Origin of the sequence: Kytococcus sedentarius, from assembly GCF_041937525.1 — a bacterium.
Classification (GTDB): Bacteria; Actinomycetota; Actinomycetes; order Actinomycetales; family Dermatophilaceae; genus Kytococcus; species Kytococcus sedentarius_A.
This window is the reverse complement of record NZ_CP169391.1, coordinates 2,124,759-2,138,660: the sequence shown is the minus strand read 5'-3', so window position 1 is coordinate 2,138,660 and position 13,902 is coordinate 2,124,759. Positions and strand designations below refer to the sequence as shown.

Genomic DNA, 13,902 nt, shown 5'->3' with positions numbered 1-13,902 from the left:
TCAGTACCCCTGGGCCTGAGAGGTGAGAGGCGATGAGGAGCATGGGCGCCGCTCGGGCGCGCTCGGTGGCAGAAGCTCCTGCGACTCCGAGCACGCCGACAACCGGCACACGGCTCGACGGCGGGCATGCCGGTGGCTGCCGTGTGCGCGGCGCCGCCCGGCGACGCCATGCCGGACTGAGAGGAACCCTCGAGCCGACATCCACCGCCCGGACTGGGGTGTTGCTGATCGGTGGTCGTGCGCAGAAGCGACCACGGCGCAATGATTCTTCTCGCAGTCGCTGCCTTCCCCGCCCTGGTGCCGCGCGTGGCCGGGACATCGTTCATGCCAGTGGCGCGCCGTCGGGCACATGTCGCGCAGTGCTCGCCGATGAGGCCGTCCGGTGACGCGCGCGCCCCTGCTGACCCTCCTTGCCGCGGCGGCACTGGCTCTGGCTGGTTGCAGCGACGAGGGGTCGAGCATCGACGCCCAGATGCGCCAGGGCGACCAGAAGGGGTACGTCGCAGGTGACGGTACGATCGAGGCGTTGACGCCTGGCCAGCGCGAGACTGTCGTAACGCTGGAGGGCACCACGTTGGAGGGTGAACCTGGTCGTCGGCCGATCACCGGGGCCAGGTCGTGGTCATCAACGTGTGGGGTTCCTGGTGCGGTCCGTGCATCGAGGAGGCGCCCGCCCTGGAACAGGTCGCCTCCGACCTACGGGAGGCCGGGGAGCCGGTACGGTTCATCGGCGTCAACAGTCGTGACTCGGTACCGAGCGCTCTGGCGTTCCAGCAGGCTCACGGCATCTCCTACCCCTCGTTGCAGGACGACGGCGGGCGGACCCGTGCCCAGCTCGGCGGGCTGGCCGTGGCGACCCCGTCGACGATCGTGCTGGACGGGCAGGGCAGGGTGGCAGCCCGCATCAGCGGCCAGGTGGATGCCTCGACGCTGCGCGGCCTGGTCGACGACATCGTCGACCAGGCCGAACGACTGCGTCCCGCCGCTCTGGAACTGCTGCGCGATCGCTACGACCGCGACGACATCGCCCTGATCCTGATCGGCATGCCCGGCCTGGAGAAGCAGTTCAGCCACTACCCCCAGTTCTACAGCCGAGTCGGCTTCGCCCACCAGTACCGGCCCCTGGGACAAGACGAACTGCTGTTCGTCCTCGAGCGACACTGGCGATCCCTCGGCAAGACCCTCGACCCCGACGACTTCACCGACGCCCAAGCCATCGCAGCCATCTCACGGATCACCCGCGGCAACTTCCGGCTCCTCGAACGCCTCTTCCCCCAGATCCAGCGGGTCCTGAAGATCAACGAACTCGACACCATCACCAACGACGTCATCGAAGCCGCACAGAGCACCCTACTCATCGGTGTCACCTGACCCCGCCACGAAGCGACCGAAGAACCCCGCCATTCAGCAGACGAAGTCACACCGAGACCCGACGAGTGGGCGACGAGTTCACCGTCCGCCGCCTGGGCCACCGGGAGGACGACCTGCGTCTGGAAGCCACTGACCTCCTAAGGTCAGTGGGCATGACCGACCGAGCCGGGGACCTGTACGACCCCCGCGGCTCAACCGTGCACAACAACCTGGCCATCCTCAGCGCGGAGGGCGCCTCCCACGTTCGCAGAGCAGTTCCGGTTGTCATCGCGGCGCTACAGGGAACACGAGTCGTCGGTACGGCCATCGTTCACCCGCATCTGAAGGACCTGTACGCACTCGGGATGGACGCCAGGACGCTGCTGCAGCGAACCTCCCTCACCAGGCTCTGCGTCGACCCAGCCCTCCGCGGACGAGGCATCGGGGATGGACTGCTGGCCGTAGCCACCGCCACTGCGGAACGGGACGGATTCCGCTTCATCTACGGACTCTCCGAGGGAGGGTCGGACACGACGAGGCGGCGGCTGTATCACCGGCATGGCTACCAGACCGGTCCCCAGGGAGCACCCCCGCCGTCACCCCCCGAGGTCTTCGGGGCCTATGCCCCTTTGGTCCACGGCACCAGGCGCGGCTTCCACTTCTGGAGACTCCTCAGAGAGTGACTGCAAGAGAACTGACGGCTCCACGTTCAGGGTCACAGCCAGGTCCTCCAGTCGCTCGAACAGGACTCCCCGTCGGCCGTGCTCCAGCTCGATCAGCTGGTTGCGGCTCAGTCCACTCTCCAGTGCCAGCGCCTCCTGCGTGAGCCCGGCCTCCAGCCGCAGACGCCGAACGTTCGCCCCCACGCGGCGCCGGGACTCCTCCCACCGACGTTGCTGGTCGGGGTCGGCGTATTCGCGGCGAGTGGGCACGAGCAGATGCCACGCCAGTTGTGCGTGGAAGTCTGCCCCACTAGTTGGGCATCATGGGGCTATGGTCACAGATTCCGGCTGGAGTGCGATGACTGCCAAGTACACCAGCGACTGCCCTCTGTGCGGGGAGCGCATTAGCCAGGGCGATCCGATCTACCCGCAACGCGGCCACCCCGCCCGCTACTGGATCTGCGAGCCGTGCCAGGTCAACGATCCCGAGCGCCCCATCGATGCCGCCTTCTTGCAGCGGAAGATCCGACGTCGTCTGGAGGGGCCACTGGTCAACCGGAAGAGCTCCCCGTACACGCCGCGCGTGCCAGAGGCCAAGATCCTCGGAGAGGTCGGGGAAGAGCTCTACCTGAGGACAGACGCGGACGTGGACCTCCGCGAGGACCTCAAGCGATGGGGCGCCGAGGGCGGGCCTCGCGCACTGAGTTGGGCCAAGACCCGGAGGCTGCTGCAGTGGCTCGATCAGTTCCAGGAGTGCCCGGGAGTGAGCCCGCCTGATCCTGAGACCGAGTTCCTCAAGTCGTATCAGCGCGGCCTCGTGAGCCAGTGGGTACGGGGCCAGGCCGACGGACCACCTGACGGTGGACACACTGGTGGCGGATCCCCCCCAAAGGCCGACTCACGTTGATCCGTTCCCACGCCGACTAGCCCGCTCCCGGCAAGAGAGCGAGCTGGCCGCAACCCCACGCACGCCGTGCACTGCGTCTGCGAGGGGCGATGCCTGCCGGTTCAGGCACCTGGAGTCATCTCCCGGGGGCGTCGATCGTGTTGGTCTCGCGGCTGAGGCCCTGTCCAGCGCCGCGTCGAGCACGGGCGGTCAGTCGATGGACCACCCCCAAGCGTGCAGAGGGCCCCCTGGGGCGGGGTGAAGGACGCACAGATCGCCAGAATGGGCCGGGCTCAACACCTCACACGGTGGAGCCGAACCGGCTAGACTGGGCCTCACGCCAGCACCTCAACTCTGCTGTCGTCAGACCCCCGGAGGTGGTCAAGTCCCGGGTAGTGGTGTAGCGGTGTCCTTCGGGTCGTGGGGTGGTTTGTCAGGCGGTGAGGGCGGGTAGCTCGGTGGTTGTGGTGGTGTCCTCCTGGGGGGCGGGGATGAGGTGCATTCGGCAGCGGGCCAGGAGGTCCAGGCCCAGGTAGCGGCGGCCTTCGGCCCATTCGTCGGTTTGCTCGGCCAGGACGGCCCCGACGAGACGGACCACGGCCTGGCGGGTGGGGAAGATCCCGACACTGTCGGTGCGGCGGCGGATCTCTCTGTTGAGGCGTTCGGCGGGGTTGTTCGACCAGATCTGGGACCACACGTCCTTCGGGAAATTGGTGAACGCGAGGATGTCGGCCCGAGCGGCATCCAGGTGGGCGTGGACCTCGGGAAGCTTGGTCTGGACGTAGTCCAGGAGCCGGTCGAACTGGGCGTCCACCGCGGGGGCGTCGGGCTGGTCGTACACGCTGTGCAGCATGGCCTTGACTGCTGGCCACATGCTCTTGGGAGTGACCGACATGAGGTTGGCTGCGTAGTGCGTGCGGCAGCGTTGCCAGGTCGCGCCGGGCAGGTTGGCCCGCAGCGCTTCGACCAGACCGGTGTGGGCGTCAGAGGTCACGAGCTGCACACCGGTCAGGCCGCGGGCGACGAGGTCGGCGAAGAACTCGTTCCATGCCGCCCCGGTCTCTCCGGTTGCTACGCGCAGGCCCAGGACTTCGCGGTGGCCATCGTTGTTCACCCCGGTGGCGATCAACGCGACGGTGTTGATGACCCTGCCGCCTTCACGGACCTTCATGGTCAGGGCGTCGGCCGCGATGAAGGTCCACGGCCCGGTGGTGTCCAGGGGTCGGTGGCGGAACTGCTCGACGTGCTCGTCAAGTTCGGCGGCCATCCGAGAGACCTGGGACTTCGACAGGCCGTCGATACCGAGGGTCTTGACCAGCTTGTCCATGCGGCGGGTGGACACCCCGGCCAGATAGCAGTCGGCCACGACGGTGATCAGCGCGGTTTCTGCCCGCTTGCGGCGTTCCAACAGCCACTCGGGGAAGTAGGTCCCGGTGCGGAGCTTGGGAACGGCCACGTCGATCGTGCCCACGCGGGTGTCCAGGTCGCGGTGACGGTACCCGTTGCGCTGGGCGGTACGGGTCGTGCTGGGGCGGCCGTACTCGGCGCCGACCACAGCGTCGGCGTCTGCGGACAGCAGGGCGTTGATGGTCTGCTGCAGCAAGTGGCGCATCAGGTCCGGCGAGGCTTCGGCCAGGGCTTCGCTCAGCAGTCCGGCAGGGTCCACAATGTGAGGTGCGGTCATCGTGATGACTCCGTTCGAGGATTCTGTGGAAGGTTGACTCGAAGGATCACACGGTGACCGCACCCATGTCCGGGCACATCGTGGCCACCGCGCTACACCACTATGCGGGACTCAACTCCGGAGGTTGCCGCCTCGCGGGGGTCTTTCCTGCCCGCAGCCGGTCCAGTTATGGCCCAGTTATGGCAAACCGGGCGAAAACGAATCGGCCCCGGCCGCGGATTCCGCTGGCCAGAGCCGATTTCGTGTGGTCGGGGTGACAGGATTTGAACCTGCGACCTCCTCGTCCCGAACGAGGCGCGCTACCAAGCTGCGCCACACCCCGAAGGTCGTCACCCTCATCGGGCAACCCGGGCATGCTACATGACGTGCGGGGTCAGCTCCGAATCCTCCACCAGCCGCCGCACGTGGTTGCTGGGCACCGGCACGGACAGGCCCACCACGGTCAGCGCCAGGCCCCCGACAATCAACCCCACGGGCCACGCCGTGTCCGTCGCGTCGGTCATGGTCTCCTGCGTGCCGTCGCTGAAGGTGCAGGTCAGCGTCACCGGCATCAGCTTGCGCTCCACGTGCACCGGATCCGCCGCCTCCACGGACTGCCCGCGCTGGCTCGCACACGCCTCGTAGGCGTCGATCGGCCCGAACACGTTGATGATGAGGATCACCAGCCCGGCCAGCACCAGCAGCGGTGAGAGAGCCAGCGCCAGGAAGCGCAACAGGCTCCGCCACCGCGAGCGGACCAGGGTGGGCCCCGGCGCCTGCGCGAAGCGCTGCGACAGGGGGCCGGAGTCCCGCGGGGGGAGCACGAAACGGGTGGAGCTCACGGGGTGCTCCCCGGCCGCGCCACCACACGGCGCCCCTCGAACGCGCGGCCCAGTGTCACCTCATCGGCGTACTCCAGGTCGCCACCGACGGGCAGCCCGGAGGCCAATCGGCTCACCTTGATCTCCAGCACCTGCAGCATGCGCGACAGGTACGTGGCGGTCGCCTCGCCCTCCATGTTCGGGTCGGTGGCGATGATGACCTCGGTCACCTCACCGTCCCCGAGCCGCTGCATGAGCTGGGCGATGCGCAGGTCGTCTGGCCCGATGCCGTCCAGCGGGCTGATGGCCCCGCCCAGGACGTGGTACCTCCCCCGGAACTCGCGGGTGCGCTCGATCGCCTGCACGTCGCGGGGCTCCTCCACCACACAGATGGCCGTGCCGTCGCGCTGCGGGTCCTGACAGATGCGGCACTCCTCGGCCTCGGCGACGTTGCCGCAGGTGGCACAGAAGCGCACCTTTTCCTTCACCACCTGCAGGGCGGTGGCCAGGCGCTGCACGTCCTCGGCGTCGGCCGCCAGCACGTGGAAGGCAATCCGCTGGGCGCTCTTGGGACCCACCCCCGGGAGGCGGTTGAGCTCGTCGATCAGGTCCTGGACCGCGCCTTCATACACAGTGCGAACCCTATGCCTGGTCCGAGTGCTCCTCGATCACGGTGCCACCGAGGATCTTCTCGATGGCCGCCGTGCCGACCATGCCCACGGACTCCACGGTCTCGTCGTCCAGGTCAGGTGTGAACTCCGCAGCGTCCTCCTCCGGTGTCGCCTCGGACACGTCCGGGCCCGCTCCCGCCCCACCCTCCGGAGCCGGTGCCGGAGCCTCGCCACCGGGCACCGCGCCACCGGGTGCGCCCTCACCGGACGCACCGGGTGCGGGGGTGTCTGGCGTGTTGCCGGGTGCGTTGGCCCCTGACGCCGCGTCGGGGAGGTCACCGGTTGCCCAGTCCGGTGCGTCGTCGGTGCGCTGACCCCAGGCCGGGGAGCCCACCGGGTCCGGTTGCGAGGGCAGACCCGCCACCGCACCAGGACCACCCGCGGCCGGCGCGCCACCGGAGGCGCCGGGGGCAGCCGAGAAACCCCGACCACCGGAGGCGCTGCTTGGCGCACCCGGGCCGCCGGAGGTGTCAGCGGGGCCGCCTGGACCGCCAGGGCCACCCTGGGGCCCGGGACCGGCAGCGCCACCAGCGCCACCGTTGCCACTCCGAGGACCACCGGCGCCACCGGATCCGCCCGGTCCGCCAGGCCCGCCCTGCGGCCCGCCGGCGCCACCCTGACCACCCGCACCGCGCCCGCCGACCACACAGCGAACGCGCGGACGGAAGCCGAGGGCCTCCTGCACGGCGGCGGCCACACGGTCGGCGTTCTCACCCCGCGAGAAGCGTTCGGCGATGGGCGCGACCTCGGTGGCGAGCGTCAGCCCCTCGGCGCTCAGGTCCTGCACCTGCATGGACTGAGACACCAGCGCCCACGTGACGCGGCTGATGTCCTTGAGCTTGTCGAGCACCGTCGGCCACTCGTGCCGGAGCGTCTCCAGCGGAACCGGGGCGGCACCCGGCGACGCGGACTGCTCCGGCGCCGGCGGCTGGGCAGCCGGCGCGGTCGGCTCCGACGGAGGCTGCTGCGGCTGACCTGGCGACTTCTGCACATCGGCGGCCTGCTGGGCACCGGCCGGGTCGGGGCCGGCAGCGGCCTCCGCCTCCTCGGCCTCCCACATGTCCGCGGGCGGCTCCTCGGGGGCAGGCTCGCGCTCGGGAGCGGGCGCGTTCCCAGGCCCTTCCTCACGCTCGGGCGACGGGGCGGAGTGCTGAGGCTGCTGGGCCTGCTCCGACGGCTGGCGCGAGGGCTCGGGCACCGCCTGCTGCGACGGCTCGGGCTGCTCAGACGCCTGAGCCCCGGGCACCGCGGGCGCGGCCTGCTGCTGCGGGACGGCCTGCTGCGGTGCCTCCGGCACGCCGGCGCCCGCCCCCGCGTTGTCCCCGCGGAAGGCCATCCACCGCTCCACCTTCTCCAACCGGGCCGCGAAACCGCCCTCCCCAGCAGCACGGGGCAGCAGCAGCCGCGCCATGATGATCTCCAGCTGCAGCCGCGGCGAGGTGGCCCCGGTCATCTCCGCCAACCCGTGGAAGAGCACGTCCGAGGCCCGCGACAGCTCGGCCGGACCCAGTCCGCCCGCCTGCACGCGCAACCGGTCGAGCTGGTCGGAGGGCACCCCCGGCAGCACCGCCTCGGTTCCGGTGGGGACGGCGTTCACCAGGATGAGGTCCCGCATCCGCTCCGAGAGGTCCTCCACGAACCGGCGCGGGTCCTGCCCCGACTCGACCACCCGCTCCACCGTGGTGAACAGCGATGCGCCGTCGCCGGCGGCGTAGGCATCCACCACCCCGTCGAGCAGCTCGGAGTCCGTGAACCCCAGCAGCGCCGTGGTGCCGGCCAGGGTGATGCCGGACTCGTCGGACCCGGCGATCAACTGGTCGAGCACCGACATCGAGTCACGCACCGACCCGCCCCCGGCCCGCACGACATAGGAGAGCACCCCCGGCTCCACCGCGATCCCCTCGCGCTCGCACACCTGGCCCAGGTAGTCCGTCAGCACCGCCGGGGGCACCAGTCGGAAGGGGTAGTGGTGCGTGCGCGACCGGATGGTGCCGATGACCTTCTCCGGCTCCGTGGTGGCGAAGATGAACAGGACGTGCTCCGGCGGCTCCTCCACGATCTTCAGCAGCGCGTTGAAACCCGCCGAGGTGACCATGTGCGCCTCGTCGATGATGTAGACCTTGTAGCGCGACTGCGCCGGCCCGAAGGACGCCTTCTCCCGCAGGTCGCGGGCGTCGTCCACACCACCGTGGCTCGCCGCATCGATCTCGATGACGTCGACCGAGCCCGCCCCGCCGGTCGCCAGGTCCTGGCACGAGGCGCACTCGCCACAGGGGGTGTCCGTGGGCCCCTGCTCGCAGTTCAGGCAGCGCGCGAGGATGCGGGCGCTGGTGGTCTTTCCGCAGCCGCGCGGCCCGGAGAACAGGTACGCGTGGTTCACCCGCCCGGTGCGCAGCGCCTGCTGCAGGGGGCCGGTGACGTGCTCCTGCCCCACGACCTCGGAGAAGCTCTGCGGTCGGTAGCGGCGGTACAAGGCGGTGCTCACGGGCACGACCCTAGCCGCCAGCGGCGACAACCTCCCCGGCGTCGTCCCCAGCCCCCACAACCATCCGCCCCCGGACACGCAAGGACCTCCCACGCACCTGGAAGAGCCCTCCTACCCTTGCTGCATTCCTGCCCTGGGGGAGTTCGGAGAGGTACCACCGCGTGGGAGGCCGGCGCACAGTCTACGGGACACCCCGCCAGCACCCCAACGGCCACCCGGATTTCACTCCCCCTTCACCGAGCGTGTACCCTGCGCGGCGGAGGATTCGCATAGCGGCCTAGTGCGCACGATTGGAAATCGTGTTGGGTTAATCACCCTCGGGGGTTCAAATCCCCCATCCTCCGCCGGATGAGCGCCACCTCGCAGCCACTGCGGGGTGGCGCTCTCTCATTCTGCCGGCCCGTGGCGCGACCACCCCGGTGCCGCGGTGTGAGACATTCGGACTCCACCGCCTCGCACCGTCGAAGGGATGCCGTGCACCCACGCCTCGTCTGCGCCACCGCCGCACTGCTCTCCACCGCACTGCTCGGCGGCTGCAGCAGCCTGACCTCGGAGGTCTCCTACCCCCAGGACCCGGTGCCCGGCCACTGTGAGAACTGGCCCGAGCTGCAGGAGGTGGACCGCGCGAAGGTGCAGGTGAGCGTGCTCAACAACGGGGCGGGGGCCGGCGCGGCCGCCACCGCCGCCCGGGAGCTGGAGGCCCGTGGCTTCACCGTGCTGACCACCGGCAACGAGAACGAGGACGCCCCGGGCAACGCGGCCATCGTGCGCTACGGGGAGATGGGGCTCACCGCGGCCCGCACCCTCGCCGCCCACGTCGACGGCGCCCAGCTGCTGCGCGACTCGCGCCGCGACCCCTCCGTGGACGTGATCCTCGGCGAGCAGTTCGAGCAGCTCGCCCGCCAGCCGGCCGCCCAACCGTCCGACGTGCAGATGAACGTCTACAACACGACGTCGGCCGTGGGTCTGGCCGGCGACACCGCGGACGCGATGCGGGGGCGCGGCTTCAGCGTGGACAAGGTGGGCAACGACCCCGAGAAGAAGTGGTACCCCGACCGCACGGCGGTCATCCGCCACGGCGCCGCGAGCGAGCCGATGGCGCGCACCGTCGCCGCGCAGGTGCCCGATGCGGTGATGACCGACGACGGGCGCACCGACCGGACCGTCGACCTCGTGCTGGGTGCCGAGTTCGAGGGTCCCACCCCGGAGTACACCGAGCCCGAGGGCGTGCCCGAGGTGGAGGAGGGCGACCGGATCGGCTGCGAGTGAGGGACGCTCAGCGACGCCGGCGGGTGCCGAAGACGCTCCGCACCAGCTCGCGCCCCACGGCGGTGCCGGCTGACCTCATCGCCGACTTCACGGCCCGGTTGCCGAGGATCTGGCCCAGCACCCCCTGGTCGGCCTCCTCCACGCGACGCGTCTGCCGCACGTCGTCGTCCGAGCGGTCCGCCGGCGGCGCACCCTGCCCGGAGCCCCCCGCATCGGACCCCTGGCCCGCGCCGTCCGGCCCGGCCGAGGCCTCCATGGTGGCCATGAGCTTCTCGTAGGCCGACTCGGGGTCCAGCCGCCCGGCGTACCGGGGCTGCAGCTCCGAGGCACCGATCACCTGGGCCATCCGCTCCTCGCCGCACGGGGCCATGAGGGACTGCGGCGCCCGCAGGCGGGTGTGGGCCACCGGCGTCGGCGCCCCGTCCTCACCCAGCACAGTCACCACGGCCTCACCGGTGCCCAGCGTGGTGAGCAGCTCCTCGAGGTCGTACGCGGTGTGCGGGTAGGTGCGGGCCGCCTGGCGCAGCGCCTTCTGGTCGTTCGGCGTGAATGCCCGCAGGGCGTGCTGCACCCGGTTGCCCAGCTGGGCCAGCACCGCATCGGGGAGGTCGGTGGGCGTCTGCGTCACGAAGAACACCCCCACCCCCTTGGACCGGATGAGGCGCACCGTGTTCTCGATCGACTCACGGAAGGCCTTGCTGGCGTCCTTGAACAGCAGGTGGGCCTCGTCGAGGAAGAAGACCAGCTCCGGCTTCTCGGGGTCGCCCACCTCGGGCAGGTCGCTGAACAGGTCGGCCAGCAGCCACATGAGGAAGGTGGAGAACAGCTGCGGGTCGGACTGCACGCTGGGCAGCTCCAGGCAGGAGATCACGCCGCGACCGTCGTCGGTGGTGCGCAACAGGTCGGAGGTGTCGAACTCCGGCTCCCCGAAGAACGAGTCCGCCGAGGCACCGAAGGTCACGAGCTCGCGCAGGATGACACCGGCCGTCGCCTTCGAGAGCGCCCCCAGGCCCTCCAGGTCGGCCTTGCCCTCCGCGGACACCAGGTACTGGATGACGGCGCGCAGGTCGCCCAGGTCCACCAGCGGCAGTCCGTGGCTGTCGGCGTAGTGGAAGACCAGGCCGAGGCTGGACTCCTGGATCTCCGTGAGCCCCAGCACCTTGCTCAGCAGGGTGGGGCCGAAGGAGGTGACGGTGGCGCGCACGGGAACACCGGTGCCCTTGTCACCCAGGCGCAGGAACTCCACCGGCGATGCGGTGGCCTCCCACTGCTGCCCGACCGATGCGGCACGCTCGGCGATCTTCTCCCCCTCCTCCCCGGGGAGGGCCAGGCCCGAGAGGTCCCCCTTGATGTCGGCCAGGAAGACCGGCACGCCCGCCGCGGACAGCTGCTCGGCCATCACCTGGAGGGTCTTGGTCTTGCCGGTGCCCGTGGCGCCGGCGACCAGGCCGTGACGGTTCAGCGAGGCCAGGGGCAGGCCCACCGGCAGGTCGCGGTGCACCGTCTGGCCCTCGACCGCGGCCCCGAGGACCAGCGACGCCCCCTCGAAGGCGTACCCGGCCCGGACCTGCTCCAGCAGGTCGGAGGGCCCGGCGGCGTTGGCGGCGTCTGTGCTCACGGTGTCTCCTCGTCCTGGTCGTCGGCCCCTGGCGGACCGGCACCCTGGGGGGACAGTACAAGCACGCAGGGGCACCTTCCGGCCACCTGCACCGGGGGATCTGTCAGAGTTGCCCCGTGCACGATGCCGAGTACAGGGACCCCTACGACCCCAGCACGGGGTGGGTGCGCCCTGCCCCCGGGGAGCGGAAGGCACCGCGCAGGGAGCGCACCTGGGGAGACATCGCCTTCTGGGGCATCGTGGGCGCCCTGGCCGTCGCCGGGCTGTACGGCCTCTCCCTGGTGCTCGGCCTGTGGCCCGAGCCGGAGACCACCGCGGCCAACTGCCAGACCGAGCTGGACGCACCGCGCGTGTACGTGGCCGATGCGGGTGCCGGTGACACTGCCGTGAGCCGCATCAGCGAACAGCTGCGCAACCGGGGCGCCATCGTCATCGGCACCACGTCGGCGCAGGCGGCGGAGGGCGGGAAGACCCGCATCCTCACCGGCGAGGACAGCACGCCCGCCGCCGACGCCCTGTCCACCTGGTTCCCGAAGGCCGAGGTGGTGGACGACGCCCGCGACGGGTTCGTGGCCACCATCGCCCTGGGTGAGGAGGGCAACGCCATCGAGTCCTCGATGACGGTGGGCCCCGCCACCGAGGCCTGCACCGGCTGAGACCCCCACCCACCCCCGCACCGTCCGCCACCAGAGGAGCACCCCATGAGGATCCGCGAGTCCGTCACCGTCCACGCCCCGGCTCACGAGGTCTTCGAGCGGGTGCGCGACCTCGACCGCGCTACGCAGACCATCGGCGACATCACCCACATCGAGCTGCTGGAGGGGCCCGCCCGCATGGAGGTGGGCACCCGGTGGCGCGAGACCCGCACGATGATGGGACACGAGGCCGTCGAGGAGATGTGGGTCACCGAGCTGGTCGAGGACAGCCACTACGTGGTGGAGGCCGAGAGCGACGGGGCGCACTACACCAGTGGCTACTCCGTGGCCCCTGTCGGCACGGCCCACGGTGAGGCCACGCGGCTGACCTTTGACTTCTCCGCCGAGGCCCTCACCCGCTCGGCGCGCGTGATGTCGGTGCTCATGCGCCCGATGGCCCGGCTGATGGCCAAGCAGTGCCGCGCGGACCTGCTGGACATCAAGGCCTCACTGGAGGGCTGAACACCCCCGGACGTGCGACGAGGGCGGCCCCGGAGTGGGGCCGCCCTCGTGCGTGTGTCTGGCGGTGACGGTGGGATTTGAACCCACGAATGGCGTAAACCATTACTCGCTTTCGAGGCGAGCTCCTTCGGCCGCTCGGACACGTCACCGCCCGGAAGGGTACTAGACGCGCCGCGTCACGAAGAAATCACCCAGCGTTCGCCGGCAGTCCTCCTCCCGGACACCTCCGCGGACCTCGGCCCGGTGCAGGGCCAGGGAGTCGCGCAAGACGTCCCACACCGAACCGCACGCACCGGCCTTGGCGTCCCACGCACCGAAGACCACCAGCGGGATGCGGGCCTGCCCCAGGGCCCCGGCACACATCAGGCAGGGCTCCAGGGTGACGGCCAGGGCGCAGTCCTCCAGACGCCAGCCGCCACGTGCGGCGGCGGCCTCCCGCATCGCCACCACCTCGGCGTGGGCGAGCGGATCGCCCGTGGCCTCCCGGAGGTTCCACCCGCGCCCGATGACGTCCCCGTCCGGACCGATGACGACCGCCCCCACCGGCACGTCCCCCAGGGCGAGCGCCTGCTCGCCCGCCGCCAGGGCATGACCGATCCAGGCCTCCTGGGTGGCTCGGTCAGGGTTGGTCACGCTGGTCATTGCAGTAAGTTTCCCCCATGCGCGTTCACGTCGCCGACCACCCGCTCATCGCCCACAAGCTCACCCGTCTGCGGGACGAGACCACCGACTCGCCCACCTTCCGGCGGCTCGCCGACGAGCTCGTGACCCTGCTGGCGTACGAGGCCACGCGCGACATCCGCACCAGCGAGTGCGAGGTCACCACCCCGGTGTCCACCACGCGCGGCACCGAGCTGTCCACCCCCAAGCCGTTGGTGGTGCCCATCCTCCGTGCCGGTCTGGGCATGCTGGAGGGCATGGTGCGGCTGATGCCCACCGTGGAGGTGGGCTTCCTGGGCATGGTGCGCAACGAGGAGACCCTCGAGGCGCACACCTACGCCAACCGCCTGCCCGACGACCTCGACCGACGCCAGTGCTACGTCATCGACCCGATGCTGGCCACCGGCGGCACACTCGTGGACGCCATCCGCTACCTGGTGGACCTCGGCGCCGACGACATCACCGCCATCGTCCTCATCGCGGCCCCCGAGGGCATCGAGCGCATGGAGAACGAGCTGGCCGACCTGGACATCCCGATCACCCTGGTGACCGGCGCCATCGACGAGAAGCTCGACGAGAACGGATTCATCGTCCCGGGGCTGGGTGACGCGGGCGACCGTCTCTACGGCGTGGTCTGACCGACCGTCCCCCGAGATCTGG

Annotated in this window: 14 protein-coding genes, 3 tRNA genes and 1 other RNA gene; 8 read left to right on the top strand and 10 right to left on the bottom strand. The window is 70.6% G+C overall.

Translation table 11 applies throughout. The features are described 5' to 3' along the window. The first annotated feature begins 618 nt into the window (after nt 1–618). Together ACEY2A_RS09980 and ACEY2A_RS09975 are read left to right on the top strand one after the other, a co-directional pair. Nucleotides 619–1,371, top strand: a complete 753-nt coding sequence (locus ACEY2A_RS09980; RefSeq protein WP_374928437.1) for a redoxin family protein — start codon at nt 619–621, stop codon at nt 1,369–1,371. Between the two features lie 65 nt (nt 1,372–1,436). After that, on the top strand, nt 1,437–2,033 hold the full coding sequence (locus ACEY2A_RS09975) for a GNAT family N-acetyltransferase (protein WP_374928436.1): 597 nt from the start codon (nt 1,437–1,439) through the stop codon (nt 2,031–2,033). Here ACEY2A_RS09975 and ACEY2A_RS09970 read toward each other — a convergent pair. Then, on the bottom strand, nt 1,947–2,216 hold the full coding sequence (locus ACEY2A_RS09970; protein WP_374929994.1) for a helix-turn-helix domain-containing protein: 270 nt from the start codon (nt 2,214–2,216) through the stop codon (nt 1,947–1,949). The genes ACEY2A_RS09975 and ACEY2A_RS09970 overlap by 87 nt on opposite strands. Before the next feature lie 154 nt (nt 2,217–2,370). On the opposite strand from ACEY2A_RS09970, the gene ACEY2A_RS09965 reads away from it, so the two are divergent. Further along, on the top strand, nt 2,371–2,919 hold the full coding sequence (locus ACEY2A_RS09965; protein WP_088818231.1) for a hypothetical protein: 549 nt from the start codon (nt 2,371–2,373) through the stop codon (nt 2,917–2,919). 412 nt (nt 2,920–3,331) lie between these two features. Here ACEY2A_RS09965 and ACEY2A_RS09960 read toward each other — a convergent pair whose 3' ends face one another. From ACEY2A_RS09960 to ffs, 6 genes are all read right to left on the bottom strand, one after another. Next, a complete protein-coding gene (locus tag ACEY2A_RS09960) occupies nt 3,332–4,582 on the bottom strand; it encodes an IS256 family transposase (RefSeq protein WP_374928435.1) in 1,251 nt (416 codons plus the stop codon). A 245-nt stretch (nt 4,583–4,827) separates the two neighbouring features. Further along, nucleotides 4,828–4,904, bottom strand: a tRNA-Pro gene (locus ACEY2A_RS09955). Between the two features lie 34 nt (nt 4,905–4,938). Further along, entirely contained in the window at nt 4,939–5,403 is a 465-nt protein-coding gene (locus ACEY2A_RS09950; protein WP_374928434.1) for a hypothetical protein, read from the bottom strand. Beyond that, nucleotides 5,400–6,014: a recombination mediator RecR gene (gene recR / locus ACEY2A_RS09945; RefSeq protein WP_374928433.1), complete on the bottom strand. Its 615-nt coding sequence runs from the start codon at nt 6,012–6,014 to the stop codon at nt 5,400–5,402. The genes ACEY2A_RS09950 and recR overlap by 4 nt, the downstream gene beginning before the upstream one ends. Nucleotides 6,015–6,024: 10 nt before the next feature. Further along, entirely contained in the window at nt 6,025–8,538 is a 2,514-nt protein-coding gene (locus ACEY2A_RS09940) for a DNA polymerase III subunit gamma and tau (protein WP_374928432.1), read from the bottom strand. Between the two features lie 77 nt (nt 8,539–8,615). Then, an RNA gene (ffs, locus tag ACEY2A_RS09935) (signal recognition particle sRNA small type) lies at nt 8,616–8,712 on the bottom strand. 84 nt (nt 8,713–8,796) lie between these two features. Between ffs and ACEY2A_RS09930 the strand changes: the two genes are divergently transcribed. Continuing rightward, nucleotides 8,797–8,882 (top strand) — tRNA-Ser (locus ACEY2A_RS09930). Nucleotides 8,883–9,012: 130 nt separating this feature from the next. After that, on the top strand, nt 9,013–9,807 hold the full coding sequence (locus tag ACEY2A_RS09925) for a LytR C-terminal domain-containing protein (RefSeq protein ID WP_374928431.1): 795 nt from the start codon (nt 9,013–9,015) through the stop codon (nt 9,805–9,807). 7 nt (nt 9,808–9,814) lie between these two features. Here ACEY2A_RS09925 and ACEY2A_RS09920 read toward each other — a convergent pair whose 3' ends face one another. After that, entirely contained in the window at nt 9,815–11,425 is a 1,611-nt protein-coding gene (locus tag ACEY2A_RS09920; RefSeq protein ID WP_374928430.1) for a helicase HerA-like domain-containing protein, read from the bottom strand. Nucleotides 11,426–11,541: 116 nt separating this feature from the next. Between ACEY2A_RS09920 and ACEY2A_RS09915 the strand changes: the two genes are divergently transcribed. Together ACEY2A_RS09915 and ACEY2A_RS09910 are read left to right on the top strand one after the other, a co-directional pair. Continuing rightward, entirely contained in the window at nt 11,542–12,081 is a 540-nt protein-coding gene (locus tag ACEY2A_RS09915) for a hypothetical protein (RefSeq protein ID WP_374928429.1), read from the top strand. Nucleotides 12,082–12,126: 45 nt separating this feature from the next. After that, nucleotides 12,127–12,582 (top strand): SRPBCC family protein, encoded by a 456-nt coding sequence (locus tag ACEY2A_RS09910; protein WP_374928428.1) that lies wholly within the window; start codon nt 12,127–12,129, stop codon nt 12,580–12,582. Between the two features lie 59 nt (nt 12,583–12,641). Here the strand turns inward: ACEY2A_RS09910 and ACEY2A_RS09905 are convergent. Further along, a tRNA-Ser gene (locus ACEY2A_RS09905) sits at nt 12,642–12,731 on the bottom strand. Nucleotides 12,732–12,744: 13 nt separating this feature from the next. Further along, the gene (locus ACEY2A_RS09900) at nt 12,745–13,224 is read right to left on the bottom strand and encodes a nucleoside deaminase (RefSeq protein WP_374928427.1); all 480 of its coding nucleotides are present in this window, start codon (nt 13,222–13,224) and stop codon (nt 12,745–12,747) included. A 17-nt stretch (nt 13,225–13,241) separates the two neighbouring features. Between ACEY2A_RS09900 and upp the strand changes: the two genes are divergently transcribed. After that, the gene (gene upp, locus ACEY2A_RS09895; RefSeq protein WP_374928426.1) at nt 13,242–13,880 is read left to right on the top strand and encodes a uracil phosphoribosyltransferase; all 639 of its coding nucleotides are present in this window, start codon (nt 13,242–13,244) and stop codon (nt 13,878–13,880) included. Nucleotides 13,881–13,902: the final 22 nt, after the last annotated feature.